This is a genomic window from Providencia sp. wls1943, assembly GCF_009706275.1.
GTDB lineage: Bacteria > Pseudomonadota > Gammaproteobacteria > Enterobacterales > Enterobacteriaceae > Providencia > Providencia zhijiangensis.
Window position 1 is genome coordinate 1 of sequence record NZ_WLTU01000003.1, and the last position, 18,374, is coordinate 18,374.

At 42.4% G+C, this 18,374-nt stretch carries 17 protein-coding genes; 3 read left to right on the forward strand and 14 right to left on the reverse strand.

The annotated features are described in order from the left end of the window. Positions 1-501 precede the first annotated feature (501 nt). Genes hemG through pepQ form a run of 4 tightly spaced genes read right to left on the reverse strand, consistent with a single transcriptional unit; the run spans position 502 to position 4,502 of the window. A complete protein-coding gene (gene hemG / locus GKR48_RS00395; protein WP_154626095.1) occupies positions 502-1,026 on the reverse strand; it encodes a menaquinone-dependent protoporphyrinogen IX dehydrogenase in 525 nt (174 codons plus the stop codon). A gap of 48 nt (positions 1,027-1,074) precedes the next feature. Then, positions 1,075-2,526 (reverse strand): Trk system potassium transporter TrkH, encoded by a 1,452-nt coding sequence (gene trkH / locus GKR48_RS00400; RefSeq protein ID WP_108479348.1) that lies wholly within the window; start codon positions 2,524-2,526, stop codon positions 1,075-1,077. Positions 2,527-2,541: 15 nt separating this feature from the next. Continuing rightward, positions 2,542-3,168, reverse strand: coding sequence for an IMPACT family protein (locus tag GKR48_RS00405; protein WP_154626097.1), 627 nt, complete (start codon positions 3,166-3,168; stop codon positions 2,542-2,544). Beyond that, positions 3,168-4,502 (reverse strand): Xaa-Pro dipeptidase, encoded by a 1,335-nt coding sequence (pepQ, locus tag GKR48_RS00410; RefSeq protein WP_154626099.1) that lies wholly within the window; start codon positions 4,500-4,502, stop codon positions 3,168-3,170. Before pepQ ends, GKR48_RS00405 begins: the two co-directional genes overlap by 1 nt. A gap of 258 nt (positions 4,503-4,760) precedes the next feature. Between pepQ and fadB the strand changes: the two genes are divergently transcribed. Both fadB and fadA read left to right on the forward strand, forming a co-directional pair. After that, positions 4,761-6,953, forward strand: coding sequence for a fatty acid oxidation complex subunit alpha FadB (gene fadB, locus GKR48_RS00415; RefSeq protein WP_154626101.1), 2,193 nt, complete (start codon positions 4,761-4,763; stop codon positions 6,951-6,953). 4 nt (positions 6,954-6,957) lie between these two features. Further along, positions 6,958-8,124, forward strand: coding sequence for an acetyl-CoA C-acyltransferase FadA (gene fadA / locus GKR48_RS00420; protein ID WP_154626104.1), 1,167 nt, complete (start codon positions 6,958-6,960; stop codon positions 8,122-8,124). Positions 8,125-8,372: 248 nt separating this feature from the next. Here fadA and fre read toward each other — a convergent pair whose 3' ends face one another. The 3 genes from fre to pepE form a co-directional block, all read right to left on the reverse strand. Further along, positions 8,373-9,074 carry an NAD(P)H-flavin reductase gene (fre, locus tag GKR48_RS00425; protein ID WP_036954929.1) on the reverse strand — a complete coding sequence of 234 codons (702 nt, stop codon included), beginning with the start codon at positions 9,072-9,074 and terminating at the stop codon, positions 8,373-8,375. Positions 9,075-9,084: 10 nt separating this feature from the next. Further along, the gene (gene ubiD, locus GKR48_RS00430) at positions 9,085-10,557 is read right to left on the reverse strand and encodes a 4-hydroxy-3-polyprenylbenzoate decarboxylase (RefSeq protein ID WP_006658346.1); all 1,473 of its coding nucleotides are present in this window, start codon (positions 10,555-10,557) and stop codon (positions 9,085-9,087) included. 111 nt (positions 10,558-10,668) lie between these two features. Then, complete coding sequence (pepE, locus tag GKR48_RS00435) at positions 10,669-11,394, reverse strand: dipeptidase PepE (protein ID WP_036954932.1); 726 nt, start codon at positions 11,392-11,394, stop codon at positions 10,669-10,671. A 174-nt stretch (positions 11,395-11,568) separates the two neighbouring features. Here pepE and rfaH point away from each other — a divergent pair, with 174 nt between their 5' ends. Further along, positions 11,569-12,063 carry a transcription/translation regulatory transformer protein RfaH gene (rfaH, locus tag GKR48_RS00440; RefSeq protein ID WP_154626106.1) on the forward strand — a complete coding sequence of 165 codons (495 nt, stop codon included), beginning with the start codon at positions 11,569-11,571 and terminating at the stop codon, positions 12,061-12,063. A gap of 86 nt (positions 12,064-12,149) precedes the next feature. Here the strand turns inward: rfaH and tatC are convergent, their stop codons facing one another. The 7 genes from tatC to rmuC form a co-directional block, all read right to left on the reverse strand. Continuing rightward, the gene (gene tatC, locus GKR48_RS00445) at positions 12,150-12,911 is read right to left on the reverse strand and encodes a Sec-independent protein translocase subunit TatC (RefSeq protein WP_036954937.1); all 762 of its coding nucleotides are present in this window, start codon (positions 12,909-12,911) and stop codon (positions 12,150-12,152) included. Between the two features lie 3 nt (positions 12,912-12,914). Further along, a complete protein-coding gene (gene tatB / locus GKR48_RS00450) occupies positions 12,915-13,451 on the reverse strand; it encodes a Sec-independent protein translocase protein TatB (protein WP_036954940.1) in 537 nt (178 codons plus the stop codon). A 3-nt stretch (positions 13,452-13,454) separates the two neighbouring features. Beyond that, entirely contained in the window at positions 13,455-13,742 is a 288-nt protein-coding gene (gene tatA / locus GKR48_RS00455) for a twin-arginine translocase TatA/TatE family subunit (RefSeq protein WP_154626108.1), read from the reverse strand. A gap of 113 nt (positions 13,743-13,855) precedes the next feature. Beyond that, positions 13,856-15,490 carry a ubiquinone biosynthesis regulatory protein kinase UbiB gene (gene ubiB / locus GKR48_RS00460; protein WP_154626110.1) on the reverse strand — a complete coding sequence of 545 codons (1,635 nt, stop codon included), beginning with the start codon at positions 15,488-15,490 and terminating at the stop codon, positions 13,856-13,858. Next, positions 15,477-16,130, reverse strand: coding sequence for a ubiquinone biosynthesis accessory factor UbiJ (locus GKR48_RS00465; protein ID WP_154626112.1), 654 nt, complete (start codon positions 16,128-16,130; stop codon positions 15,477-15,479). The genes ubiB and GKR48_RS00465 overlap by 14 nt, the downstream gene beginning before the upstream one ends. 1 nt (position 16,131) lies before the next feature. Beyond that, a complete protein-coding gene (gene ubiE / locus GKR48_RS00470; protein ID WP_154626114.1) occupies positions 16,132-16,887 on the reverse strand; it encodes a bifunctional demethylmenaquinone methyltransferase/2-methoxy-6-polyprenyl-1,4-benzoquinol methylase UbiE in 756 nt (251 codons plus the stop codon). Positions 16,888-16,962: 75 nt separating this feature from the next. Next, entirely contained in the window at positions 16,963-18,318 is a 1,356-nt protein-coding gene (gene rmuC, locus GKR48_RS00475; protein ID WP_336431094.1) for a DNA recombination protein RmuC, read from the reverse strand. Positions 18,319-18,374 lie beyond the last annotated feature (56 nt).

Sequence of the window (18,374 nt, forward strand, 5' to 3'; positions counted from 1 at the left end):
CTGAGCCATGATCAAACTCTTCAATTAAAAAGCTTGATGCTCAAAGAATGTTTACTGTCGTTTGATTTCCGAAGAAACCAAATTACCTATTAGTTCATATATATGAATTAACGTGTTAGTCACTCTTCAAGACTTAAAATCAAATATTTTTTTGATAGTGTCCTGTGAGTGCCCACACAGATTGTCTGATAAATTGTTAAAGAGCGGTGCGACATTTCTTGAGAAATTCGACTCAGTTTTTATCAACCTAGGTCGTTGTCGCGAGGTGGCGTATATTACGCTTTCCTCAGTGAGAGTCAAGCATTTTTTTGCTTAATCTTTTCAGATTCTCTCGCTGCCGGTTCAGTGTCCATCGCGCTTTGCGTTGGCTTGTTCCCGGTCAGTGGATGCGCATTATAGGGAGTCGCAGAAATCCTGCAAGTGTTTTTTGAATATTTTTATTCGACCGTTTTCTTTTTAAACAAATCGTATAAATCAACCACGATTTGTTTAAAAATAAGCCTAGATATTATCAAATCTCGTTGCGAACTCAGCGACATCATTCCAATTAGTGTATTCAATTTCTGTATTTGGGTCGGTTGGCCCGTCTGTCATTTTCATAATCAGTCTGATCATCACTCTATCAAACCATTTATAGCGGGGATAAAACAGCGCACCTGCAAAAACAGACTTCACGGTCGGTTGCCATGGACACTTCTCTAAGAACTTACGAGTATAGGCATTCGTCTCAACAGTATTCTTACCTTCTTTTCTTGCTGTAAGGTTAACGGCAAAGAATCCCGTCTTCATCGAATTAAGTTGATTTTGATGGGTTGTGGCAAAACGCACTAACTGCTTATTGAAATGTCCATAACGAATAGAAGCTCCCACTAGAACCTTTTCGTAAGCAGATAAGTTAAAGCTTTTATCTGAATTCAAATCACGAATATCACACTCACGCCCAGCGCGACGTAATTGATCTGCCATTTTAAGTATGATTTTTTTGGTTTGCCCATCGGTGCTTGAGTGCAAAAGTAGATAACTCATTTTTCTTCCTAATCGTTACTATCTATATACGTTAGCGACGCAGTTATATTACTCACGCCAGAAAGTTGGGGTCAGTAACACTAATAAAGTAAACACTTCCAAACGACCAAACAGCATCGTGACAACTAAAATCCATTTACCTGCAGGATTCATTGTTGTGAAGTTATCAGCAACAGTACCTAAGCCAGGACCTAAGTTATTCAACGTTGTTGCAATCGCTGAGAATGCAGAAAACTCATCCACCCCAGTGGCGATTAAAAGCAACAAGCTAACCACGAAAACTAAAGCATAAGCAGAGAAGAACCCCCAGACAGCTTCAATGATCCTTTCAGGCAGCGCCCGCTGCCCTAATTTAATGGTATAGACCGCATTAGGATGTACTAATCGCTTTAATTCTCGTGAGCCTTGCAGGAACAGTAAAAGGATACGAATAACTTTTAATCCCCCTCCCGTTGACCCTGCGCATCCACCGACAAACGCCGCACATAATAGGAGCATTGGTAAGAACAGCGGCCAGCCAGAAAAACTATCGGTGGTGAAGCCCGCGGTAGTCGCCATCGAGACCACTTGGAAAAAGGCTTGATCCAGCGTTTGTCCAAAGCCAGCATATACGGAGTGATACATCAGCACCGCGGTACAGATCACGACTAGAACAAACTGGAAACTGATGAACATTCTAAATTCAGGGTCGCGCCAATAAATTCCAAGGCTTCTTCCCGTTAGAACCGCAAAGTGCAAACCAAAGTTACAACCCGAGATAATTAGAAAGACGCCAATAATGGTATTAATGGCAGGACTATTAAAGTAGCCGATGCTAGCATCATGGGTAGAAAACCCACCGATCGCGATGGTTGAAAAACTGTGTGATATCGCATCGAACACATCCATACCGGCGATCCATAATGCAATCGCACACGCAATAGTTAGCAATACATAAATAAGCCAAAGGGTTTTTGCCGTTTCCGCAATTCGCGGACGCATTTTGTTATCTTTTAATGGCCCCGGCATCTCAGCCCGATAGAGCTGCATCCCCCCGACACCTAAGAGAGGCAAAATCGCGACAGCAAGTACAATAATCCCCATCCCTCCAAGCCATTGCAGCATCTGCCGATAGAATAAAATCGCTTTCGGAAGAGAGTCTAATCCCGTCAGAGTTGTTGCACCGGTAGTTGTTAGCCCAGAAAAGGATTCAAAGAAGGCATCTGTAACAGATAAATTGGGTTTTTCAGAGAAGATAAATGGCAGCGCCCCGACACTTCCTAGCACCGTCCAGAACAGAACAACGATTAAAAAACCTTCTTTTGCTTTTAATTCATGTCGGCTATTTCGCGTAGGTAACCATAAAAAAAGCCCAATCAGCAATGCCGTTATAAAAGTTTGACTGAATGCTCGTCCCGCACCATCGCGATATATCAGTGCGACAATACCAGGTATGACCATAGTAAAAGAGAAGATAATGACGAGTAACCCGACAATACGAGTTATTGCGCGAAAATGCATTCGGCCGGTTCCTTGCTATGCTGTTTGCTCTTGTGACGATTCTAAGAGAGTAACTTCCCCACGACTGATATCACGTAATTTATCATTAGCCTCCTGCTCACAAGTAGCAGGAATAGAAATTTGCAAAGATACAGACTCATTATAATCACTGAGCAATATAGTACCATTTACCTGAGCTAATAATTGCTCAACTCCATTGATAAGTGAGTAATCACATACCACATTGAAGATTTTTTGAGGGACTTTCGTTTGTGTTGGGAGCAACTTCAGTGCCTGCTGAACCCCACTGCCATAAGCACGGACTAGTCCACCCGTACCTAGCTTTATTCCACCAAAATAACGCACAACAACGCAAGTGATCTCACCTAAGTTGCTACCTAATAGCTGCGCCATAATGGGTTTACCTGCCGTTCCCGTAGGCTCTCCATCATCAGAAAAACCTAACTGTTGAGAATCATCAGGTCGCCCCGCCACAAATGCCCAGCAATGATGCCGGGCATCGGGGTATTGCGCTTTAATCGATTGAATATAATCTTTCGCAGCTTCAATACCCTCGGTATGAGCGATATAAGTAATAAAACGGCTTTTTTTGATCTCTTCCGAAAAAGAGATCGTTTCTGCCGGAATTGAGTACGCTTTCATTACGGTAAATGCAAATCTCGAGTCATATTTTCAATATGGTTATGATGGATAACAATATTATCTTCAATTCGAATACCACCATAAGGTTTGAAGTGCTCGATTTTATCCCAATTAAAGTGCTGACTGAACTCCCCTGTACGCCACGTAGAAAGCAGAGACTCAATAAAGTAAAGGCCCGGCTCGATAGTTAACACCATTCTTGGTTCCAAAATACGAGTGCAGCGTAAGAATGGATACATTTTCGGTGCAGCTAAATGAGTACCATCTTCATCCTGCATAAAACCTGCCACATCATGCACTTGCAGACCTAATGGATGGCCTAATCCGTGTGGTAAAAATGGTGTTGTTAGACCATTTTCAACCATCGCATCTTCGCTAATTCCTTTCACGATTCCATGTTTAGCGAGTAATTTCGCAATACGGTGATGCATATCGACATGATAATCGGTATAACGTACGCCAGCTTTAATAGACGCGATCAGCGCGAGTTGTTCTGTATTCAAATCCGCAACTAATTCTGCAAATTCGCTTTTGTTCTTAGCGGCATAAGTACGAGTAATATCAGCGGCATAACCATTGTACTCAGCACCGGCATCAATCAAGAAACTACGTAATTCACTCGGAACTGTTTGCTGTAATTTAGTGTAGTGAAGCACGGCTGCATTTTCATTTAAAGCCACAATGTTACCGTAAGGTACATTCGTATCACGATGCCCTGTCGCTTCTAAATAGCTAATATTAATATCAAATTCACTTGCTCCAGCTTGGAAAGCTTCGAAAGCTGATAAGTGACCATTCACCGCCATTTTTTGGGCTTCACGCATGCAGTACAGCTCATAATCTGTCTTATATGAACGGTGATAATGATAATAATCGAGTACAGGTTTTGGATTGATATTGTGTGTCGAAATACCTAGAGATTCAGCTTTGTTTGCAGAGGAGCCAATATAAGCTAGATGCTCTTTCGGTAAATTAGCTAAAAAGCCTTTAATTTCATCCGCCTTTTTTAGATGAATAAGCTCAACTTCTTTCGTCCAGAAGCTAGTTGGTAAAGGTTCAACGCTATGCCAATAATCAACGGGTGAGTAAAACCATAACTTCGGCTTATTCACTCCGTCGACTAATAACCAGGAGTGAGGGACATCCGTCACAGGAACCCAAGCTTTGAAATGCGGATTTACTTTAAATGGGTAGTCACTGTCATCGAGAAAAATGCGAATTGGCTCTCCCGAATGAATCAAGATGGCATCTAATTTACTGCGTTGTAAAACTTGCTGAGTCGTTTCTTGTAACGTTTTAATATGTTCTGCGTAGAGTCCAGCCAGTTTTTCCATTTCGTTCAACCTTTCAGTATTAGTTAGAAAAATCAAGCTTATCACGTTCTGCTAATAACGTGTATGCACTCAATGACAAGATAAAATTAATGCATTGATTATTAATGAAAATATCATTTTCACCTTGTGTTATTTACCTTAATTCCTGTGAGCCGCCTTCCAGTTTTGTTATTAACCATTTGCATTTAATTAACATTATCGTCACACTAATTTCCATCTGGTCATACCAGATAAGACCGCCACATAAAGGAGAACAGCATGCTTTATCAAAGTGAGACAATCTCTATTCAATGGTTGAAAAAAGGTATTGCAGAACTGGTGTTTAACTCATCAGGACCAATCAATAAATTGGATACACATACCGTCGCTTCACTTGATGAAGCTATTGCAGTACTCGAACAACAAAGCGATTTACAAGGCGTTATTTTGCGCTCAGATAAACCCGCTTTTATTGTTGGCGCCGACATCAAAGAATTTTTATCCCTATTCGAAGCATCCAAAGAAACCCTCAGTGACTGGCTTGGCTATGCAAACAGCATTTTTAATCGCCTTGAAGACCTTCCCGTCCCAACGATTAGTGCCATTAATGGTTATGCGCTGGGTGGTGGCTGTGAGTGTGTACTCGCTACTGATTTTAGAATTGCGTCACCGGATGCCAGAATTGGCCTACCTGAGACTAAGTTAGGGATTATGCCTGGCTTTGGTGGGTCAGTACGTTTACCTCGGCTTATTGGTCTTGATAGCGCTCTGGAAATTATCACTGCAGGTAAAGATGTTAGTGGGCCTCAAGCGCTTAAACTCGGTTTAGTGGATGCGATTGTCGAAACTGAAAAATTACCACAAGCGGCCTTACAAATCATCGAGCAAGCTATCTCTGGTGCACTAAATTGGCGTCAAGCACGACAGCCAAAACTTGAGCCGTTAAAACTTAGCGCACTTGAGCAGGCAATGAGCTTTAATGTTGCTAAAGGCATGGTTTATCAAGTTGCAGGGAAACACTACCCTGCACCAATGAGCGCCGTCAATACCATCGAAAAAGCCGCTAACTGCACCCGCGATGAAGCGTTGAAACATGAAACTGCCGCGTTTGTCCCGTTAGCTCACAGTGATGTTGCTCGTGCATTAGTTAGTGTTTTCCTAAATGATCAACAGGTTAAATCTACCAGTAAAAAAATTGCAGGCTCCGCAGGTGCTCCGACCCATGCGGCTGTTTTGGGTGCGGGTATTATGGGTGGCGGCATTGCTTATCAATCTGCGAGCAAAGGCGTTCCCGTTCTAATGAAAGATATCAATGAAAAATCATTAGATTTAGGTATTGATGAAGCGAAAAAGCTTCTTAATGGTCAATTTGAACGGGGAAAAATAACTGCAGATAAGATGGCGACAACACTAGCAGCTATTCACCCTTCGTTGTCCTATGCTGGTATTGAAAATTCTCAGGTGATCGTTGAAGCTGTCGTTGAAAATCCTAAAATTAAAGCTGCCGTACTGTCTGAAGTAGAATCACTCATCACATCAGAGACTATACTGGCTTCTAATACTTCAACCATTCCAATTACCGAGTTAGCAAATTCTCTTAAACGCCCAGAAAACTTCTGTGGCATGCATTTTTTCAATCCTGTTCACCGTATGCCTTTAGTCGAAATTATTCGAGGTGAAAAAACCAGTGATGCCACCATCGCTAAAGTGGTTGCTTACGCGAATAAAATGGGGAAAACCCCTATTGTTGTAAATGACTGCCCTGGCTTTTTCGTTAACCGTGTTCTTTTCCCTTACTTCGCTGGTTTTAACTTGCTGCTTCAAGATGGTGCCGATTTTAGAGAAATCGATAAAGTCATGGAAAAAGAGTTTGGTTGGCCAATGGGGCCTGCTTATCTACTTGATGTTGTCGGGATTGATACCGCATTTCATGCAGAGCAAGTCATGGCTCAAGGCTTCCCGCAAAGAATGCAAAAAGTAGATAAAAACGCCATCGATATTATGTTTGAACAACAACGTTTTGGTCAGAAAAATGGCAAAGGCTTTTATCAATATGAAAAAGATAAAAAAGGAAAACCAAAGAAAATTGATGACCCAAAAACCGATGAATTATTAAGTTCGATTCGCCAAAGTAAGCGTTCTTTTACTAAAGATGAAATTATTGCTCGAATGATGGCACCAATGGTGAACGAAGTGGTTCGCTGCCTTGAAGAAGGTATTATTCAAAGCCCTTCAGATGCAGATATTGCGCTAGTTTATGGACTAGGCTTCCCACCATTCCGTGGAGGTGTTTTCTGCTATCTTGACACACTCGGTAGCCAGTCTTACGTCAAAACTGCGGAGTCCCACTCCCATTTAAGCCCGCTTTATCAGGTTCCAAATGGATTAAAAGAAAAAGCGGCCACTAACGCCAAATACTATCCGCAGCCACCGGTTGTGGCTATTGATGTTAAAAAAGTTGCGAGAGGTTAATCCTATGGAAAATGTCTTCATTATTGATGGTATACGCACACCAATGGGCCGTTCCAAAGGCGGTGTATTTCGTCATGTAAGAGCAGAAGACCTCTCTGCACACCTGATGAATGCAATTTTTGAACGCAATCCAAATGCGAAAAAGAAAGAGTTGGATGACATTATTTGGGGATGTGTTCAGCAAACCTTAGAGCAAGGTTTTAATATCGCCAAAAATGCGGCACTGTTAACTGATATCCCGCACACCGTGCCAGCCGTTACAGTCAATCGCCTTTGTGGCTCTTCAATGCAAGCCATTCATGATGCAAGCCGTTTCATTATGACGGGCGATGCACACTCCGTTTTGATTGGCGGTGTTGAGCATATGGGGCATGTTCCAATGACTCACGGTATTGATTTCAATCCAAAGCTTACATTACGCGTAGCAAAAGCCTCTGGAGCAATGGGTTTAACTGCTGAGATGCTTGCTAAAATGTATAAAATCAGCCGAGAAGAGCAAGATGCTTTTGCACTGAGATCTCACCAACGCGCGGCTGCGGCAACCAAGAATGGTAAATTTAATCGTGAAATCGTTCCGATTGCAGGGCATGATGCTGATGGCAATCTTATTTCAATTAACTATGACGAAGTCATCCGCTTTGATGCCACTTTGGAAGGGCTCGCTGTACTAAGACCCGCTTTCGACCCTGTCAGTGGTACTGTGACCGCAGGCAATTCATCAGCACTGTCTGATGGTGCTTCAGCCATGCTACTTGCCAGTGGATCTTATGCTAAACAGCATGGATTGAAACCTCGTGCAAAAATTCGCGCTATGGCCGTGGTTGGCTGCGATCCATCAATCATGGGTTTTGGGCCAGTTCCAGCCTCTGAGTTAGCGTTAAAGCGGGCAGGTTTGACGTTGAATGATATTGATATTATTGAACTTAATGAGGCTTTCGCGGCTCAGTCTATTGCTTGCCTAAAAGGTCTGCAAATTTCAGAAAGCCAAGTGGATCAGAAAGTGAATTTAAGTGGTGGAGCAATCGCTTTAGGGCACCCTCTCGGCTGCTCTGGCGCAAGGATCACAACCGCGTTACTTAATCAGTTAGAGCAACATGATAAGCAGTTTGGTTTAGCTACAATGTGTATTGGATTTGGGCAAGGCATCGCCACAATTATCGAAAGAGTCTAATTCATTTTGCCGTTACATTGTCGTATCTTGCAATGTTCCCGCCTAGTCAGGGGCGGGATTTTTTTATCTTCAAACAGCACAATCAGCTCAGTCAAAATCGAAAAATAAATCAATTCGAATTTTAAATACAACTCCATACATCCCTTAAATAGTTCAGGTCACAGGTAGGCGGCAATCTTTAGCATACTGGAGTATGTGATAGGGGAGCTTTATGAAGCCAACACCCCTACAACTTGAAATATGACGAGTTATAGAAAGTCGAAGGCATCGCCGAACAACTGGGTGGACTTTGCCCCCCTCTCATTACAAAACCTATCCCGCGCAATCTTCGCCATCTCAAAACGCCCTGCAATATAAATATCATGCCCAGACAAATCACCGAAATCTTCTAGCACGGTACTCAAAACAGTTCCCGTTCTTCCACGCCAATTTTCATCCGGTTGCTCAACAACAGGGACAACTTTCAAGTTAGGATAACGCTCACTAATAGCTTGTAATTCACCGAGATCATACAAATGCTCCAACTGGCGACCGCCCCAATAGAAAGTAATATCTCGTTGAGGGTTTTCAGCCAGTGCAGCCAATAAAATAGAATGAGTATAAGAGAAGCCAGTTCCGCCTGCGATCAAGATCATCGGGTTTTGGCTATTTTCGCGGAACCACGCTTTGCCATGAGGAATATCAATATCAATACGTTGCTGTTCTAAAATACGATCCATCACCGCCATCGCATACAAATTAAATTCTGACGCGCCAATATGCAGTTCGATAGATTGATTATTTTCAGGTGTAGAAGCCATAGAGAATGGTCGTTTGTCTCTTTCATCCATAACGACCATAAGATATTGACCCGCTTTAAAATGAAAAGGTCCGTCTGGCAACAAAATAACCCGATAAACTGTATCCGTGATAGATTCAACAGATGTGACTTTACAGCTCAAAGTTGCCATGCTTTTCCTCTTACTTTTCAATAATATTTAACTGTTCCCAGATATCATCTACGCGGGATTTGACACTTTGCGTCATGACAATTGGGCGTCCCCACTCACGGTTGGTTTCTCCCGGCCATTTATTGGTCGCATCCATTCCCATTTTGGAACCAAGTCCAGAAATCGGTGATGCAAAATCGAGATAATCAATCGGCGTGTTTTCCATCATGACAGTATCGCGAGCGGGATCCATACGTGTTGTGATGGCCCAAATAACATCTTTCCAATCACGAGCATTGATATCATCATCACAAACAATCACGAACTTAGTGTACATGAACTGGCGCAGGTAAGACCAGACGCCCATCATTACTCTTTTTGCGTGTCCTGCATACTGTTTTTTCATGGTAACAACCGCCAGACGGTAGGAACAACCTTCTGGTGGTAAATAGAAATCCACAATTTCAGGGAACTGCTTTTGCAAAATAGGCACTAAAACTTCGTTCAGGGCTTCCCCTAATACTGCAGGTTCATCCGGAGGACGACCTGTATAAGTAGAGTGATAAATCGCATCGCGACGTTGAGTCACATGAGTCACAGTAAATACCGGGAAATCATCAATCTCATTATAATAACCCGTGTGGTCGCCATAAGGACCTTCTGGTGCCATTTCGCCAGGTTCAATATACCCTTCAAGGATAATTTCAGCCCCAGCGGGAACTTCTAAGTCATTAGAAATACACTTTACAACTTCCGTTTTATTGCCCCGGAGTAACCCAGCAAAAGCATATTCAGATAGCGTATCAGGAACCGGCGTCACTGCGCCTAAAATCGTTGCGGGGTCAGCACCTAGCGCCACAGCGACTGGGAATCGTTCACCGGGATGTGCCTGACACCACTCTTGGAAATCCAGCGCACCACCGCGATGAGATAACCAACGCATAATAACTTTATTTTTACCAAGGACTTGCTGGCGATAGATACCTAAATTTTGGCGTTCTTTATGAGGGCCTTTCGTGACCGTTAGACCCCAAGTAATCAGCGGCGCAGCATCTTCCGGCCAGCAATGCATAACTGGGATTTTAGTCAGGTCAACATCATCACCTGCCCAAATTTCTTCCTGGCAAGGCGCTGAACTCAAGCGTTTAGCTGGCATGTTCAGCACTTGCTTGAATTTCGGCAATTTGTCCATTAAGTCACGAAAACCCTTCGGAGGATCCGGTTCTTTCAAGAAGGCGAGCAACTTACCCACATCATGTAAGGCTTTAATATCTTCTTGCCCCATTCCCATAGCAACGCGCTTGGTTGTACCAAACAAGTTACACAGAACGGGCATGTTATAGCCTTTAGGATTTTCGAATAGTAAGGCTGGCCCCCCTGCTCTTAGTGTACGATCTGCGATTTCAGTCATTTCCAAGTAAGGATCGACTTCCATCGTAATGCGTTTTAGTTCGCCTTGCTTTTCAAGCTGCGCGATGAAATCTCTAAGGTCACGGTATTTCATTATCTTCTTTTACTATTACAGGGGGAACCTCATTATAAGGTTCCCAGCCAAGGTTACAAGTTACTGTTAAACATACTTAATAATCAATGTCTTCAGATTAAATATATCACTTTACTTGCAATCAAACGGAACATAATCCTTTAATGATACGGTATCAAATTGCTCAGGGAATGTTTTGTTGTGCTGAAACAGCTTGAAGCCTTCATTTTTGCCACTGAAGTAACTTAACTCATTACCTTTGATCTGTAATCCGCTACCTTCACGTAACGCAACAACCACTTCATGAGGGTTAATAACACAGAATTCTTGTAGGCGCTCATCGCGTGTTTCACCCATATGCCCAGAAATATGCGCATCAATATAGTGTGGGTTGATTTGCATTGGGAACAGACCCAAGGACGGCATGATAACTGCATTACTCACAGGCATATCATTCGTTGTACGAATGCTTGGAGTCGCCACGTTGCAACCTGCGCTCCAACCAATGTAAGGTACACCGCGTTCACGTACTGCACGTTGGATAGCAACAATTAAGCCATTCTCATGCAAGCATTTATTTAACCACCATGTATTACCGCCACTCACCAGAATACATTCTGCTTGTTCGATGGCTTCTACTGGGCTTTCAAAATGTTCAATCGACGTCACTTTAATACCTAAAGCATCGCTTAACTGCTCCGCACGCTCATCGTGAGAGCCACGTAAAACAGCATAAGGCACCAATACTGCAGACTTAATCTGCTTACGTTCAATCATTTCGCTAATTCTTGGTAATGCGTAACTTAGCCATACAGGGTTACCGGAAAGTTTGCCATTACTCAGTAAAAAGATATCCATGGTGTCTCCTACAAAAAGTGTATTAACTGCTGTGTTTATTGTGTATCTAATTTCGTAACTATCGAATTAATCGATACTTGTGTAGATGAATAATATTGTGCTACTCATCATTAGTCACATTCTTATGCCTTAATTTGTTATCATGAGCATAACTTTGTTGGATGGGATCAAAAAATGGAAAAATGGTATTTGCTGTATTGCAAACGAGGGCAACTGGATAGAGCGGTTGAGCACTTAACTCGACAAGATGTGACTTGCATGACTCCAATGACTGAAATGGAAAAAGTCGTTCGAGGCAAACGCACAGTTATCACTGAAGCACTATTTCCCAATTACCTGTTTGTAAAATTCGACCATGAGCAAATTCATACAACCACTATCCAATCTACACGCGGTGTCAGCCACTTTATTCGTTTTGGCGCATTACCGGCTGAAGTTCCTGAAGAGATAATTGACCTCATACAGCAGACGCCTATCAGCCAGACTCAATCTCCGGATCTCCCTTCTCAGGGAGACAGTGTTGTTATTACTGAAGGCATTTTTGCTGGCGTTAAGGCCATCTTCAATGAACCAAATGGTGAGTCGCGTTCAATTCTTTTGCTTAACATCTTAAATACCACTGTCGCAAAAGTCATTGATAATACGCAATTTAGAAAAGAGTCCGAATAAGTTTTTCGCGATATATTTGCTTCAAACAGGCATAAAAAAAGCCCATTGAATGGGCTTTTTATTTCACAATAACGTTGTCACCGTGACTATTCTTCTGGCTCTTCTTCTTCGTCATCGCCTCTACGTCGACCTTTGCCAACATAGAAATTCGACAGTAATACCCCAAGCTCAAACAGCAAGTACATCGGTACTGCGAGTAGAGTTTGCGATAAAACATCTGGCGGAGTCAGGAACATCCCGACGATAAACGCACCTACTAAGATGTATGGGCGTTTACGTCTGAGTGATTCTGGAGTCGTTACGCCAGTCCAGCACAGTAAAATAATCGCGATTGGCACTTCAAACGCAGCCCCGAAAGCCATAAACAATGTCATGACAAAACTGAGGTATTTGCTGATATCCGGTATAAAGTTAACGCTTTCTGGCGTTGTTTTTACAAAGAAGCCAAAAGCTAACGGGAATACCACAAAGTAAGCAAATGCCATTCCTAGATAGAATAGGAAGCTACTTGATACCAGTAACGGCAGCATTAATCGACGTTCATGCTTATACAGCGCAGGCGCGATAAATGCCCAGACCTGGTATAAAATGACGGGGATCGAAACAAATACAGATACCATCATGGTCAGTTTAATCGGAGTAAAAAACGTCGATGCTACGTCTGTCGCACTCATTTGAGAGCCAACAGGCAGCTTATCAATCAAAGGCGCAGCAACAAGGCGATAAATATCATTTGAAAAATAAGCGAGCGCCGCAAAGACGATTAATACCGTAATCAAACAGTTTAGTAGCCGCTTTCTTAGTTCAATCAGGTGGCTAATAAGTGGTTGAGCATCATTGACAGCCATGTGTTATTTTTCACTTTCTGTTTGATTGGAGTTTGTTACTTTAGCATCGAGTGGCTTAGAGTCTGTTGGTGTTGCTGAAGCTGGTTTTTCTTCAACAACTGCAGCCATCTTAGCAGCATACTCAGGATCAGGGTCTGACTCTTGAGTTTGCGAAGAACTAGCATGGGATTCCTTTACCGCAGCATCGTAGTTTTCTGTGATCTCTTTTGCTTTGTTCAACTCAGATTGGACATCATTGGTTGTTGCCTGATAACCACTTTGTAAAGACAAAGCAGCATGACGCAGGTCATCCATCGACTTTTTAAGTTCTGGAGAAAGAGTTTCCAAACCCGCTTTCTCTTCAACTTTTTTAAGAGTCTCTTGCAGTTCTTGCAATTTCAGTTCTTGTGATAGCTCATTCTGGACATTAGCAGCCATAGAGCGCATAGCACGAATCCAACCAGCAACAGTTCTCACTGCCACTGGTAGACGTTGAGGGCCTAATACCACAAGACCGATGATCGCAACTAGCAGTAGTTCACTAAAACCTATGTCAAACACGGTTTATCCCTGCTCTTTATTTTTGCTCTCAACTGGGCTCTCTTTTTTCTCAGGAGCCTGTTGTTCAGTGATGTTTTTTGGCGCAAAATCAGCGTCTTGCTTCTCTTGCTCTGCTTTCGCTTTTGCAGCTTCATCATCACTCATTGCTTTTTTGAAGCCTTTAAGTGATTCGCCCAAGTCAGAACCTAAAGAACGTAATTTCTTGGTGCCGAAAATTAAAATGATAAGCAAAGCAATGATAATTAATTGCCAAGGACTACCGAAAGCAGCCATTGCAAAAGTTGATTCCATTGTTAATACCTCTATAGTTTTGGGATCAATTGTAACTAACTCTATTATATACAACCAACGCTAAATACGGAAATGATCACAGCCTTATAAACTTGTCGCAAAACAAAGTCTACTTAATTATCCTCTCCTTTACACCAACCTACAAGCCACGACAATGCACCTACAGCCATAAATGCTGCTGCAATTCGGGTTAAGTCGGAAATAAAGAATAAGCTACCACAAAGAATAAAGGTTGCTCCAATTCCTAATAGGTACTGTGATTTACGTTGTTTAGTGCGTTGGTGCTTTAACTCTTGTGTAAGCTTTTCAATATTGGACTGCAAGAAACGGTGCTGCTTTAATGCCCCATAGATCAAATCAGGGATTTCTGGCATTTTCTCTGCCCAATATGGCGCTTTTTCCTTTAACGCTTTGGTAATAGCCGGAATACCCACTTGGCTATGGATCCAATCCTCTAGGAATGGTTTTGCCGTTTTCCATAAATCCAACTGCGGATATAACTGACGACCCAGACCTTCAACGTACAACAAAGTTTTCTGCAATAACACCAATTGCGGCTGCACTTCCATATTAAAGCGACGGGCGGTATTGAACAGATTCAATAACACATGCCCAAATGAAATCTCAGCTAATGGCTTTTCAAAGATAGGCTCACAAACAGTGCGAATAGCAAACTCAAAATCTTCAACATTGGTATCTGGCGGAACCCAGCCAGAATCCACATGCAACTCAGCAACTTTACGGTAATCTCGATTAAAGAATGCAATAAAGTTTTCAGCTAAATAGCGCTTATCTTCTTTGTTAAGTGAACCCACGATCCCACAGTCGATACCAATATAGAGAGGATCTTCTGGGTGGTCGTAGCTAACAAAAATGTTGCCCGGGTGCATATCTGCGTGGAAGAAACTGTCACGAAATACCTGAGTAAAGAAGACTTTTACGCCCCGCTCTGCCAGCAACTTCATGTTCGTGCCTTGCGCTTCTAATGCCGCAATGTCTGAAACAGGAATACCGTAGATACGCTCCATGACCATCACGTTTTCACGGCAATAATCAGGATAAACTTCAGGGATATACAGCATAGAACTGTTTTCAAAGTTGCGTCGTAACTGGATAGCGTTAGCAGATTCGCGAAGAAGATTTAGCTCATCAATTAAGGTTTTTTCGTACTCACGCACGACTTCTTTAGGACGTAAACGTCGTCCATCAGGAAGAAGAGGAACCCAATTGGCGATACGGTACATCAGCTTAATATCCGCTTTGATGACAGGCAAAATATCTGGGCGAATCACTTTTAAAACAACATCTTTGCCATTTTCTTTTAATGTTGCAGTATGAACTTGGGCAATCGACGCAGAGGCAAGAGCTTGCTCATCAAAGTTATCAAACCATTGTTCTAATGGACCACCGAGTGACTCTTCAATATAACGACGGGCTAATTTACCATCGAAACTCGCCACTTTATCTTGTAATAATGACAGCTGGTCAGCAATTGCAGGAGGGAATAAATCTCGGCGAGTCGAAAGCATTTGACCAAATTTGATCCAAACCGGCCCTAATTCTTGCAATGCTAAGCGCAGTCGTTCACCAAGATCTTTATCTTTGTGTCTGTTTTTGATCCAAAAAAAACCTAGCCGCCCAATTCTTAAAGGCAATGTCAGCTTAATTTTAGGGATCAGCTCATCTAGTCCATAAGAGAGAAATACCCGAATAATGAAGTAAAGGCGTTTTATTTCACCGGGAGTCATTCTTCTCCTCCAACTGATTGAGTCGTTGTTCTAACTGACTCATTGAATTTGAAACCTGCTCAACTTCGTCGCTAAAGTGCGCCAATTCCAGCTGGCTTGGTGCCATTTTCCACTCTTCCAGAATAATGTCTTTAACGTATGTTTTTTGGCGACCGACTAAACGAGACGCGAGGCAAGCCCCTTTACCCAATACTTTACTGATGCCTTCTGCCGCAACATCACCAATATAAGGGGATAAATAATGAGCCGGGTTCCAGATAGCTAAATCCAGTAATGAAGACCAGTGTTGAACAATTTGCATATCGCCTTCAATCACAATGTCACCATTATTGATGAGTTGTGAAAGCTGCTGCTTATCTTTCAACTTAATCAATGTAAACAGTGACGTTTTGATAGTGCAATCTGCAGGTTCTTGCCATTCACTTAATACATCAACATGATTTTCAGCAAAAATAAGTGTCAGAGTTTTATTCAGCTCTTTAAGCTCAATCCCCATCACTTTACCTGCTAAACGCATTCTTGCAGGTTGCAGGACTTTTTCCTTGAACAACATGTGGTTCAAGGAGGTTTCCATTAATGCCGTCATCAAGGAATACAAAACAGTATTAGGATTTTCAATATGCGCTGATGGTGCTTCCATCTTAGAATTTAAACCCTTTATGTAATGCAACAATACCACCGGTCATATTGTCATAAGAGACTTGCTCGAAACCTGCGTTTTCCATCATTCCTTTCAAGATTTCTTGATTTGGGTGCATACGGATAGATTCAGCGAGGTAACGATAGCTTTCAGGATCATTCACAATCACTTGACCGATACGCGGTAAAATATGGAATGAGTAAGCATCGTAAGCTTTGTTCAGTGGTTCAAGAATTGGTTTAGAGAACTCAAGTACTAATAGGCGTCCACCCGGCTTCAATACGCGGAACATGGAGCGTAATGCTTTATCTTTATCGGTCACGTTACGTAAACCAAAAGAGATAGTAATACAGTCAAAATAGTTATCAGGGAATGGCAATTCTTCTGCGTTCGCTTGAACGTAATTAACATTACCAACAATGCCTAAATCGCGCAGTTTCTCGCGTCCCATTTTTAACATTGAATCGTTAATATCTGCCAGAACCACTTCACCCTTTTCACCCACAAGGCGAGAGAATTTTGCAGTAAGGTCACCAGTTCCACCAGCAAGATCAAGTACACGTTGATTACGACGCACACCACTCGCTTCGATTGTGAAACGTTTCCAGATACGATGAATACCAAAAGACATTAAGTCATTCATCAGGTCATATTTAGAGGCTACAGAGTGAAAAACATTTGCGACTAGGCCAGCTTTTTCTTCTTTCTCTACAGTACGGAAACCAAAATCGATGGTTTCTTTTGTTGGTTCGGTCATTTCTATTATGCCTGTTAATCGTTCAAACTTTTTTGTGAAGTGTACCAGCCTTTGAGTGAAAACCCTATTATAACTCTAAGATTCCGCACAATTAGACTTGTCAGCCCGCTCAGCTAGCTGAGGGTCTATAGATTGCTTAACTTCCACACCTAACTCTTTAAAACTTTCCGCTTGAGCAAGCAAATTACCTCGACCTTCAGCAAGGCGCTTCATTGCTGAAGAATAAGTATGATTTGCTTTCTCTAAACTCGAGCCCAATACCTGCATATCATCGATAAATAAACGCAGCTTATCGTACATTTTAGCGGCTCTATCTGCGATTTCTTGAGCATTTTGCTCTTGCCGTTCATAGCGCCACAAATTATTAATGGTACGCACGGCCACCAACAAGGTGGATGGACAAACCAACATAATATTCAGTTTTAATCCTTCATCAAGTAGTTCAGGCGCTTCTTTTAGTGCTAGTAAATACGCAGGTTCAATCGGAATAAACATGAGCACATAATCTAAAGAGCGAACTCCCGGTAACTGATGGTAGTCTTTGCGACTGAGCATTTTCATATGATTACGAATGGACGCCACATGCTCCTTGATGCCTTGCTGCTGCTGTTCTGGATCATCGCTATTAAAATAGTGTTCATAAGCCACCAGCGACATTTTCGCATCGACCACCACATCTTTGCCTTCAGGAAGATGGATAATCACATCGGGTTGATAGCGGCTATTAAACCCCGTATTGATGCTTACCTGAGTTTCAAATTCACTACCTTTTCGCAGCCCTGAAACTTCTAAAATCCGCGTTAAAATCATTTCCCCCCAGTTCCCTTGGATTTTGTTATCTCCTTTTAGGGCTCGGGTTAAATTGACCGCTTCTTTGGTCATTTGGTTATTTAACTGCTGTAATTGGCGAATTTCATAAGTGAGTGTATGGCGTTCTTTGGCTTCTTCACCATAGCTTTGCTGTACTTGCTGGCGAAACCCTTCAAGTTGCTCACGAAACGGTGACAGCATCGCCATTAAATTTTTCTGATGTTGTTCGGATGCTCGACGTTCGTTCTGCTCAAAAATACGATTGGCTAAATTTTCGAACTGAGCGGTAAGGCGCTGCTCGCTGTTTTGTAAAATCCGTTGTTTTTCTTCATTGGCGAGCTGCGTCTGTTCAAAACGGGTCATCACTTCCCGCAGCTCAGCTTCCTGTTCGCGGTTAATATCCCGCTGTGTGCGTAGCTCCTGATCGAGCCTGTCACATTCCTCTTTCCACTGCGCTAAATGCACATTTTTTTCATCGCTCGCCGCCAGTTGGCGATATGCCTCTTGTAGCTCTCGCTCTTTTCCCGCTATTTTTTGGACAATAGAAAACCAGACCGCTAAACCGCCGACCAAAATGCCACTTAAGGCGCCAATAATTGCATATAAAAGAGAGGTATCCACGACTCAATCCTTACTTTTTAAAATCTAGAGTAAGGTAATGGGATACTGTATAAGTG